This is a genomic window from Phenylobacterium sp. (assembly GCF_036263695.1).
Classification (GTDB): Bacteria; Pseudomonadota; Alphaproteobacteria; order Caulobacterales; family Caulobacteraceae; genus Phenylobacterium.
On sequence record NZ_DATAGM010000068.1, the window covers coordinates 1 to 9999 of the forward strand.

General features: G+C 68.0%; 12 protein-coding genes and 1 tRNA gene. 5 read left to right on the forward strand and 8 right to left on the reverse strand.

Going from position 1 to position 9999, the window contains the following annotated elements:
* Positions 1 to 88 precede the first annotated feature (88 nt).
* The 4 genes from VHK87_RS02560 to VHK87_RS02575 all read right to left on the reverse strand — a co-directional run bounded on the left by VHK87_RS02560 (position 89) and on the right by VHK87_RS02575 (position 4002).
* Positions 89 to 165 (reverse strand) — tRNA-Val (locus VHK87_RS02560).
* 53 nt (positions 166 to 218) lie between these two features.
* On the reverse strand, positions 219 to 515 hold the full coding sequence (locus VHK87_RS02565) for an HU family DNA-binding protein (RefSeq protein ID WP_329633342.1): 297 nt from the start codon (positions 513 to 515) through the stop codon (positions 219 to 221).
* 135 nt (positions 516 to 650) lie between these two features.
* Positions 651 to 3053 (reverse strand): endopeptidase La, encoded by a 2403-nt coding sequence (lon, locus tag VHK87_RS02570; RefSeq protein WP_329633331.1) that lies wholly within the window; start codon positions 3051 to 3053, stop codon positions 651 to 653.
* A 319-nt stretch (positions 3054 to 3372) separates the two neighbouring features.
* Complete coding sequence (locus tag VHK87_RS02575; protein WP_329633332.1) at positions 3373 to 4002, reverse strand: sigma-70 family RNA polymerase sigma factor; 630 nt, start codon at positions 4000 to 4002, stop codon at positions 3373 to 3375.
* Positions 4003 to 4363: 361 nt separating this feature from the next.
* Between VHK87_RS02575 and VHK87_RS02580 the strand changes: the two genes are divergently transcribed.
* Positions 4364 to 4567, forward strand: a complete 204-nt coding sequence (locus tag VHK87_RS02580; RefSeq protein ID WP_329633333.1) for a hypothetical protein — start codon at positions 4364 to 4366, stop codon at positions 4565 to 4567.
* 12 nt (positions 4568 to 4579) lie between these two features.
* On the opposite strand, the gene VHK87_RS02585 is transcribed toward VHK87_RS02580, so the two are convergent.
* Both VHK87_RS02585 and clpX read right to left on the reverse strand, forming a co-directional pair.
* Positions 4580 to 5314 carry a DNA alkylation repair protein gene (locus tag VHK87_RS02585; RefSeq protein ID WP_329633334.1) on the reverse strand — a complete coding sequence of 245 codons (735 nt, stop codon included), beginning with the start codon at positions 5312 to 5314 and terminating at the stop codon, positions 4580 to 4582.
* A gap of 71 nt (positions 5315 to 5385) precedes the next feature.
* Positions 5386 to 6648 (reverse strand): ATP-dependent Clp protease ATP-binding subunit ClpX, encoded by a 1263-nt coding sequence (clpX, locus tag VHK87_RS02590; RefSeq protein WP_329633335.1) that lies wholly within the window; start codon positions 6646 to 6648, stop codon positions 5386 to 5388.
* Positions 6649 to 6951: 303 nt separating this feature from the next.
* Here clpX and VHK87_RS02595 point away from each other — a divergent pair, with 303 nt between their 5' ends.
* The 4 genes from VHK87_RS02595 (at position 6952) to VHK87_RS02610 (ending at position 8515) form a co-directional block, all read left to right on the forward strand.
* Positions 6952 to 7572, forward strand: coding sequence for an HAD-IB family hydrolase (locus VHK87_RS02595; RefSeq protein WP_414694099.1), 621 nt, complete (start codon positions 6952 to 6954; stop codon positions 7570 to 7572).
* Complete coding sequence (locus VHK87_RS02600) at positions 7569 to 7964, forward strand: nucleoside triphosphate pyrophosphohydrolase (RefSeq protein ID WP_329633337.1); 396 nt, start codon at positions 7569 to 7571, stop codon at positions 7962 to 7964. The genes VHK87_RS02595 and VHK87_RS02600 overlap by 4 nt, the downstream gene beginning before the upstream one ends.
* Positions 7965 to 7976: 12 nt before the next feature.
* Positions 7977 to 8240, forward strand: a complete 264-nt coding sequence (locus VHK87_RS02605; protein ID WP_329633338.1) for a hypothetical protein — start codon at positions 7977 to 7979, stop codon at positions 8238 to 8240.
* 62 nt (positions 8241 to 8302) lie between these two features.
* Positions 8303 to 8515, forward strand: coding sequence for a hypothetical protein (locus VHK87_RS02610; RefSeq protein WP_329633339.1), 213 nt, complete (start codon positions 8303 to 8305; stop codon positions 8513 to 8515).
* Positions 8516 to 8524: 9 nt separating this feature from the next.
* On the opposite strand, the gene VHK87_RS02615 is transcribed toward VHK87_RS02610, so the two are convergent.
* Positions 8525 to 9085: a hypothetical protein gene (locus VHK87_RS02615; protein ID WP_329633340.1), complete on the reverse strand. Its 561-nt coding sequence runs from the start codon at positions 9083 to 9085 to the stop codon at positions 8525 to 8527.
* 10 nt (positions 9086 to 9095) lie between these two features.
* Positions 9096 to 9716, reverse strand: coding sequence for an ATP-dependent Clp protease proteolytic subunit (locus VHK87_RS02620; protein ID WP_329633341.1), 621 nt, complete (start codon positions 9714 to 9716; stop codon positions 9096 to 9098).
* Between the last annotated feature and the right edge of the window lie 283 nt (positions 9717 to 9999).

Sequence of the window (9999 nt, forward strand, 5' to 3'; positions counted from 1 at the left end):
CATCATCACCTCGCGCCGAGCCCCTCCCCCGCCGACTATCGCCCAAGCCCGACCGCAGTTCAACGGACAGGCTGGGTGGCCGGAGAGATGGTGGGCGGCGAGGGGTTCGAACCCCCGACCCCCTGGGTGTAAACCAGGTGCTCTGACCAGCTGAGCTAGCCGCCCGTCGCCGGCTTCTTAGCGCGGGGCGGCCGGTTTGGAGAGTCCGTTTGCGCGGCCTAGCCGTGGCCGTTGAGCGCGCTCTTCAGGCTGTCGCCGGCCCGGAAGCGGGCGGTGGCCGAGGCGGCGGTGTGGACCGTCTCGCCGGTGCGCGGATTGCGCGCGGCGCCGGCCGGGCGGCGCACGGGCGTGAAGCTGCCGAAACCCAGCAGCCGCACCTCGTCACCCTTCTTCAGGGTCCCGACCACCGAGGTGATGAAGGCTTCCAGGGCCAGCTTGGCCTCCGCCTTGCTGATGCCGGCCTCTTCGGCCATCGCGGCGACGAGTTCGCCCTTGGTCATCTTCGCCTCCCTTATCGGCCGAGCCCCCCGGCCGCCGGTCCGCCGAAGCGGTCCGGAGCGCGCGAATTAAGCGCTGCCTATGCAGGGGGGTCAAAAAGAAAGCGGCGCGGGATGGTCCCGCGCCGCTCAACTTTTCGAGCCGCGGCCCGATCAGTGGGTGATCACCGCCTCGACGTCGTCGCCGTCCGTCTCGACGTTGACCGGGGCCGGATGGTCCGCCTCGTTCCACTCGATGGGCGTCAGTGGACGGGTCAAAGCCCGGACCAGCACCTCATCGACGGTGGAGACCGGGATGATCTCCAGGGCGTCCTTCACGTTGGCGGGAATGTCGGCGAGATCCTTCTCGTTCTCCGAGGGGATCAGCACCGTCTTTACGCCCGAGCGGAGCGCCGCGAGCAGCTTCTCCTTCAGGCCGCCGATGGCCAGCACCCGGCCGCGCAGGGTGACCTCGCCGGTCATGGCGATGTCCTTGCGGATCGGGTTGCCGGTCAGCACCGAGACGATCGCCGTGGTCATCGCCACGCCGGCCGACGGGCCGTCCTTGGGGGTCGCCCCTTCGGGAACGTGCACGTGGATGTCGGTCTTCTCGAACACCGGCGGCTCGATGCCGAACCGGGTGGCGCGAGAGCGGACGTAGGACGCGGCGGCGGAGATCGACTCCTTCATCACGTCCTTCAGGTTGCCCGTGACCGTCATCCGGCCCTTGCCCGGCATCTTGACCGCTTCGATGGTCAGGATGTCGCCCCCGAAGTCGGTGTAGGCCAGGCCTGTGATGATGCCGACCTGATCTTCCAGATCCATCTCGCCGTAGCGGTACTTCTTGACCCCGGCGTACTTGCCCAGCCGCTCCTCGTCGATGGTGATCGAGGCGAGGTTCTCGCGGGCCAGGTCGCGCACGGTCTTACGGGCCAGGTTACCCAGCTCCCGCTCGAGGTTCCGCACCCCGGCTTCGCGGGTGTAGTAGCGGATCAGGTCGCGGATCGTGCTGTCCGGAACGATGAACTCTTCCGGCTTCAGCCCGTGGTCCTTGGTCAGCTTGGCCAGGATGTGCCGCTTGGCGATTTCGACCTTCTCATCCTCGGTGTAGCCGGGAATGCGGATGATCTCCATGCGGTCCAGCAGCGGCTGGGGCATGTTCAGGCTGTTGGCCGTGGTGACGAACATCACCGGCGACAGGTCGTAGTCCACCTCCAGGTAGTGGTCGGCGAAGGTCGAGTTCTGCGACGGGTCCAGCACCTCGAGCAGGGCCGACGAGGGGTCGCCCCGCCAGTCCGAACCCATCTTGTCGATCTCGTCCAGCAGGAAGAAGGCGTTGGTCGTCTTGGCCTTCTTCATCGACTGGATGATCTTGCCGGGCATGGAGCCGATGTAGGTCCGCCTGTGGCCGCGGATCTCGGCCTCGTCGCGCACGCCGCCCAGGGAGACCCGGACGAACTCACGGCCGGTGGCCTTGGCGATCGAGCGGCCGAGCGAGGTCTTGCCGACGCCCGGAGGGCCGACCAGGCACAGGATCGGGCCCTTCAGGGTGCCGACCCGAGACTGCACGGCCAGGTACTCCAGGATCCGCTCCTTGACCTTCTCGAGGCCGTAGTGGTCCTCGTCGAGGATCTCCTCGGCCTTCTGCAGGTCGATGGGCTTCTGCTTGGCCTTGCCCCAGGGGATCGACAGCAGCCAGTCCAGGTAGTTCCGGACGACGGTCGATTCCGCGCTCATCGGGCTCATGTTGCGCAGCTTCTTCAGCTCCGCCTCGGCCTTGGCGCGGGCTTCCTTGGACAGCTTGGTCTTCTTGATCCGCTTCTCGAGCTCGATCAGCTCGTCGCGCGCGTCGTCATGCTCGCCCAGCTCGCGCTGGATGGCCTTCATCTGCTCGTTCAGATAGTACTCGCGCTGGGTCTTCTCCATCTGCCGCTTGACGCGGTTGCGGATCTTCTTCTCGGTCTGCATGACCGAGATCTCGCCCTCCATCAGGGCGTAGACCTTCTCCAGGCGCTTGACGACGTTGAAGATTTCCAGGAGCTGCTGCTTGTCGGCGATCTTCACCGACAGGTGCGAGGCCACCCGGTCGGCCAGCTCGCCGGGGCTTTCGACCTGCGGCATGGCGGCCAGCGCCTCGGGCGGCACCTTCTTGTTCAGCTTCACGTAGTTCTCGAACTGCTCGATGACCGCCCGGCTCAGGGCCTCGGCCTCGGGCGTGCCGGCGCCGTCCTCGGTGACGAGGGCGATCTCGGCTTCATAGTAGTCGGTCTGGCGGGTGAATTTCGTGATGCCGGCGCGGGCCTGCCCTTCCACCAGCACCTTCACGGTGCCGTCGGGCAGCTTCAGCAGCTGCAGGACGGTGGCGACCACGCCGACGTCGTAGATGGCGTCGGGCTTGGGATCGTCGTCGTCCTTATCCTTCTGGGTGGCCAGGAGGATCTGCTTGCCCTCGATGCGCATCGCTTCTTCCAGCGCGCGCACGCTCTTCTCGCGCCCCACGAACAGCGGAACCGGCTGATGCGGGAACACGACGATATCCCGCAGGGGCAGGATGGGCAGGGTCTTGATCTCGGACATGATGCATTACTCCTGGCCGACGCGGCTTTGATCGGCGCCGACCGACGGACCGCGGTAACTCAAACGATGTGCCTGAGTCGGGCGATCCGTCCGCCCGTCGGAGGGCGTCTGATACGGCATTTATGTGGACCGTTTGCGGCCTTGTTCAAGCTGAGCAAGAACCTTGCGCGACGATGCGCCCCATGTGGATAACCAGCTCGCAGATCGCCTGTTCGAGAGCTTTCGGGGGCATGAAGTCGTCGCCTGAATTTGGGGCGCCGGGTTCACGCCCCATGATCTAGGGCGATCTTGACGCTGTTCAAGGGCCCTGCCCGGGAAGTCACGCGCATCGCCGGTCGGCGCCGGCCGGCGCGTCCGTCGGCAGCGGCAGCTCGAAACCGATCCGCTCGGCCAGGTGGGCCCGGGCGCGTTTGACGCGGCTCTTGATGGTGCCCACCGGGCAGCCGCAGATCTGGGCGGCCTCCTCGTAGCTCAGGCCGGCGGCGGCGATCAGCAACAGCGCTTCGCGCGCCTGCGGCTTCAGCTGCTGCAGCGCCTCGAGCATCTCGCTCCAGCGCACCCGCCATTCCTGGTTGGGCGCGGTCGGCAGCTTGGCGGCCAGGGCCCCGTCGACGTCCTGCACCGCGCGCCGCTTCACGACCGCGTCGTTGTAGAAGGTGTTGCGCAGGATCCGGAACAACCAGGCGTGGAGATTGGTGCCCACCTCGAAGCTCTCGCGGGCCCGCCAGGCCCGCAGCAGCACGTCTTGGACCAGGTCGTCCGCCTCCTCGGCGTTATGGGTCAGGCTGAGCGCGAAGGCGCGCAGGCGCGGGATGTGATCCAGCAGCTGCCGCTTGAACAGGTCGTGCACCACGGCCGGCTCCAGGGGCCGCAGCCGGGCCGCCTCGTCCGACTTTACGGGAGTATAGGCGGCGATGTTCACGGCGCCGGGACTACGTCGGTGAATCAACTGGGACCCCTCCCAAACTGTCTGATCCCCGACTCTGCGAGCATCGGCGCTCCAACATGACTCGAAGCTGAACGAGCTCCCCTCCCGCGGGAGACGAGGCCTCGTGCAACCCCCGCGGGGCGAAGTGGCCGCATTTATGAAGTTTTTTCGCGTCAAGGCAGCGCTTCGGTGGAACTCCAGCCCCCGTCCCGAGGTTCGCAGGCCGCTCATGCCGTAAGTGTGTTGGCATCGGCGTCTGGGGGATGGTTTGGGCTGGGGAGATCTGATCGGCGCGTACGGCGCGGCGCACGCTGCCTATCGGCGTGCGCGAAGCCATCTCGCCGAGGCCAACAGGCTCTTCGAAACCCTCCGAAGTCTGGGCATGAGCGAGGACGGCGCCCGCCGGGCGGCGGACCTCGACCGGCTGTTGAGCGACACCCTGCGCGCCCGCGCCCGCCTGCAGGCGACGCTCAGGGAGATCCAGGCCAACGTCGAGCTCGTCCGGGCGCTGAACCTGGTGGCGGCGGCCGAGGGTGTCTCGCCCGACGATCTCCAGTCGTTCGTGGCCGACAATGACATGCACTAAGCCGCCGCAGCCTCAGACGCGCTCCCGCGGCCGCCTCGGGGTCTTCACCCCTGTCGCCAGCTTGGTGCGCGTCTCCCGCACCGCGATCGCCGGCAGCTCGCCTGCGCGGCGCGCCAGGTAGTCCGCCACGGCCGGGCCGTGACGGTGGCAAAGCGCCCGGAGCAGCCAGGAGAGCGCCTTGGTGATCAGCGGGTCGCGCTCGCCCTGGAGACGCTCCACGTTCTCGAACGCCGCGGCCTTCAGCCGCTCGTCCTCATCGCCCTTCACGGGCCCTGTGAGCAGGACGAGCGAGGCGCGCCGCTTGTTGGGATCGTTCTCGCCCGCCAGCCGCTCCAGCGTCGATCGCCACGCCGGCCAGTCCGCCAGCAGCTGGTCGGCGGGAAACAGGCTCTGGCACAGCCCGTCCACCTCGGCCCAGCCGTTCAGCTGCCCGAGCCAGCGCTCCACCTGCTGCGGCCGCACCGCCCGCCGGGCGGGCGCGTGGTAGGCCAGCAGGAAGGTGGCGAGGGTCCGCTCCTCGAAGCTTTCGCCGGTCAGCAGGCTCTCCACCACGGCGAGCGCCTCGGCGGGCTCGGTCCGGCGCCGCCCCTGCGCCCAGGCCTTGGCGATCGCCCGGCGCTGGGGGACGGACACGATGTAGCTGATACGCCCGCTGCTGCCGAAAGAGTCGTTCCCCGGCGGCGGCAGGGTCGGCGGGCGGCCGGCCTTGCGGATCTCCTCGAGAAGGCGGGCGTGCTCCGGGTGCATCCGGCCAGCTTAGCAATGAAAAAGCCCGGCCGTGAGGCCGGGCTTCTCCATTCCGATCGAAGCGCCGGCGGTTAGGCCGCGCCGCCCTTGTCCCGCCGCTCGGCGTAGATGACCAGGGGCTTGGCCCGGCCTTCCACCACCTCGGCGTTGACCACCACTTCCTCGACCCCGTCGTAGCTGGGCAGCTCGTACATGGTGTCGAGCAGGATCCCTTCGAGGATCGAGCGCAGGCCCCGGGCGCCGGTCTTGCGCGCGATCGCCTTACGGGCGACGGCGTTGAGGGCGTCGTCTGTGAACGTCAGGCCGACGTTCTCCATGTCGAACAGCCGCTGGTACTGCTTGACGAAGGCGTTCTTCGGCTCGGTCAGGATCTTCACCAGGGCGGCCTCGTCGAGGTCGTCCAAGGTGGCGATCACCGGCAGACGGCCGATGAATTCCGGGATCAGGCCGAAACGCAGCAGGTCGTCCGGCTCCACCTTGCGGAAGATCTCTCCGGTACGACGGTCGTCGGGGTCGGCGACCTTGGCGCCGAAGCCGATCGAGGTCCCCTGCCCGCGCGCCGAGATGATCTTCTCGAGGCCGGCGAAGGCGCCGCCGCAGATGAACAGGATGTTGGTCGTGTCGACCTGCAGGAACTCCTGCTGTGGATGCTTGCGCCCGCCCTGCGGCGGCACGGAGGCGACGGTGCCTTCCATGATCTTCAGCAGGGCCTGCTGAACACCCTCGCCCGACACGTCCCGGGTGATCGAAGGGTTGTCCGACTTGCGGCTGATCTTGTCGACTTCGTCGATGTAGACGATGCCGCGCTGGGCCCGCTCGACGTTGTAGTCGGCCGCCTGCAGCAGCTTCAGGATGATGTTCTCGACGTCCTCGCCGACGTACCCGGCTTCGGTCAGCGTCGTCGCGTCGGCGACGGTGAACGGCACGTCGATGATCCGCGCCAGCGTCTGGGCCAGCAGCGTCTTGCCCGTGCCGGTCGGGCCGATCAGCAGGATGTTGGCCTTGCCGAGCTCGACGTCGTTGTTCTTCGAGGCGTGGTTCAGCCGCTTGTAGTGGTTGTGCACCGCGACCGAGAGGACCTTCTTCGCATGGTCCTGTCCGATGACGTAGTCGTCCAGCACCTCGCGGATTTCGCGGGGCGTGGGCACGCCGTCCTTGGACTTCACGAAGGAGATCTTGTGCTCCTCGCGGATGATGTCCATGCACAGCTCGACGCACTCATCGCAGATGAACACCGTCGGGCCCGCGATGAGCTTCCTCACCTCGTGCTGGCTCTTTCCGCAGAACGAGCAGTACAGCGTGCTCTTGGAGTCCCCGCTCGCGGCCTTGGTCATCGTTCGCTTCTCACTTCCTAGACTCCGTCGGACACCGGTCCGACAGCGTCCCGCCCGGGGGCGCTCACGCCATCAATGCAGGATAGGCGCCGCCGGTTGTCTAATCCTTGACATTCCCCGATCCGCCCACGGATCACAACCCTTCCTGCACCGCAGCGACAAATCGTGTCGGGTGGGCTTCGGCGACGCATCGTTGCACACCGATAGATGGGACGCGCTCCGTTCTGGAACAAGTCCAGTTGCGGGACACCCCGCGGCGGCTAAGGGACACAGGGTGAAGTCTTGACGCTCGACGAACAGCGTATGCCTCCAGCAGCTTCCGGCGACGCGCCCGTGGCGGCCTTCGACTTCGACGGTACGCTCACGGTCAAGGACAGTTTCACGGCCTTTCTGCGCTGGCGGGCGGGGCATGGCGGCTACGCCGTCGCGCTCGCCATGCTGGCTCCGAATCTTCTGAGCTACCTCTTCCACGGGGACCGCGGCCGCATCAAGGCCCACGCGGTGCGCCAGTTCCTGTCCGGGGTGAGCAGGGAGGAGCTGGCGGCCGAGGCGCGGGCCTTCGCGCAGGCCGAGGGGCCGCGCCTGTTCCGCCCGGACGCTCTGGCCACGTGGGAAGATTGGCGGCGCAAGGGCGCCACGAGGGTGATCGTCACCGCCTCGCCGACCATCCTCGTCGCCCCCTTCGCCGACCAACTGGGGGCGGACCTGCTGCTCGGCACCGAGCTGGAATTCGACGTGGAGGGCCGCCTTGCCGGGGCGCTGATGGGCGAGAACAACCGCGGCATGGAGAAGGTGCGCCGCCTGCGCCAGGCTTTCGGCCCCAACATCCGTCTGGCGGCGGCCTATGGCGACTCCAGCGGGGACACCGAGATGCTGCACATCGCCGACATCAAGGGCTATCGGGTCTTCAAGGGGCGGCCATGACTGAGGTGCTGAGGTTCAGAGTCGAGAAGCTGATCCGGGACGGCCTGCCGCAGATCATGCGCCGACAGGGCCTGCAGGTCTTCGAACGCGTCTTGGACGATGCGGAATACCTGGCCGAGCTGAGGCGCAAGCTGGTCGAGGAAGCCGCCGAGGCGGCCTCGGCCGACGCCGATTCGCTGGTGGAGGAGCTGGCCGACGTGCTGGAGGTGGTCATCGCCCTGGCGCAGGCCGGCGGCGCCAGCCTGGCGGACGTGGAGGCGAAGCGGCTGGCCAAGCGGGCCGAACGCGGCGGCTTCGAGGGCCGGGTCTACAACGCCTGCGTCGAGGCGCAGGCCGGGACGGCGGCGGCGGCCTACTACCTCGCGCGGCCAGAACAATATCCGCGCCTGTAGCGTTGTTGCGGCATGCATGAGGCAAGACCCGACACGCTCAGGAAGCTGGAGCCGCTGATCGACGAGCTGCGGCGCCGCCCGCAACTGGAGGAGAAGGCGCCCGGCGCCTTCTACGCCGAAAGCCGCCTGTTCCTACGGTTCATGGAGGACGGCGAGGCCTGCTACGCCGACCTGCGCTGGCCGCACGGGCACGAGTTCGACCGCTTCGAGGTCGGCTCCGACGTGGGCCGCCGCCAGCTGCTCTCGGCGCTCGACAGCCGCTTCGGGAAACACTGATCTGCGGATAGGCTCCCGGCATGAGGCATGCCGGCCCCGCCGCCCTGGACGAGCTAAGCGCCTTGCTCGAGGCCCTGCGCGCGCTGCCCGGTCTGAAGGAGAAGTCGCGCGGCGTCTTCTACCGGAGGTCCAAGTCCTTCCTGCATTTCCACGAGGATCCTACGGGCCTGTTCGCGGATGTTCGCGGTCCTGACGGCGGCTGGGAGCGCTTTGACGTGACCGGCCTCGCGGGCCGTACAGCCCTGCTCGCTGCAGCCGCGCAACTCGCGCGCTGACTCGCTAGGTCACCGCTCCAACGGCCAGGGATCCACCTGCCCGACGACGCTCAGCGGCCGGTCGGCGGCGATCGCCTCCAGCACGCCCGAGCTGATCTCTTCGTTGGTGTTGGCCCGAACGCCGCCGGGGTCGACCCGGAAGCCAAGGACCACCTGACGAAGGATGCAGTTGGGCAGCCCCTCGGCGGTGGCCGCGGCGCGCGGCAGGCGGTCGGGGTGGTCGGGATGGGCCGTGCGGCTGCCGAGCACCTGGAAAAGGCGCGCGGGCCGGCCGGGCGCGCCCAGCGCCTGCGCCATCAGCCGCGGCGTCTCGAGCTTGAGCGTACGGAACCAGGCGATTCCCCGGCCCGGGGGACCGCCCCAGGCCAGCGCCGCCTCCAGCGCGCGGCGGAAGGCTTCAGCGTCGTGGTAGTCGGCGTCGAACCCCGCCTGCCCCGTCCGCCCCTGCGCAAACGAAGAGGCGTGGCGGGCGATGTGGCTGACGCGCCAGCCCTCCTCAGCCAGGGCGTCGGCGGCGGCGGCCAGCATGCCGGTGCCGCCGACCACCAGGACGTGGCCGGGCTCAGCCACTTAAGACGCGTCAGGCCGCCGGGGCGTCGTCGCGCTTCTCGATGACGTGGTCGACCAGGCCCCAGGCCTTGGCTTCCTCCGCGGTCATGAAGAAGTCGCGGTCGAGGGTCTCCTCGACCTCCTCGTAGGTGCGGCCGGTGTGCTTGGCGTAGATCTCGTTCAGCCGGCGCTTGGTCTTCACGATATCCTCGGCGTGGCGCTGGATGTCCGAGGCCTTACCCGAGTAGCCGCCCGACGGCTGGTGCACCATGATCCGCGAGTTTGGCAGCGACACCCGCATGCCCGGCTCGCCGGCCATCAGCAGGAACGAGCCCATCGACGCGGCCATGCCGACGCAGAAGGTCGCCACCGGGCTGCGGATGTATTGCATGGTGTCGAAGATCGCCAGGCCGGAGGTGACGATCCCGCCGGGCGAGTTGATGTACATCTGGATTTCGCGCTTGGGGTTCTCGCTCTCCAGGTAGAGGAGCTGCGAGGTGATCAGCGCGGCCATGCCGTCCTCGACGGGCCCTGAGAGCATGATCACCCGCTCCTTCAGCAGGCGGGAGAAGATGTCGTAGGCGCGCTCGCCGCGGCTCGTCTGCTCGACGACCATCGGCACGAGGTTGAGCATGGACATGGGGTCACGCATGTGGCCGGCCTTTTCTCGAAATTCGCGGGCGTGGGAGATGCGCCCTTGCTAGCCGATATCGCCCGCCGCCCGCGCCGTTGCAAGGCGGCCGATGGCGCGGCCTCGCGCGACGGCCGTTCTGCGGAAGTGCAGAGCCGTGCAGCAATTGTGCGGATTGAGGCTGTGGGGGCGCGTGGCTAATCCACAACCGCGTTCGCCGGGGTCCCTGGTCCAGTGAACCGTTTCGACGCCCGCCGATGGGGCCGGCCGGCTGACCTAAACTGAAGGACGACCAAGATGAGAC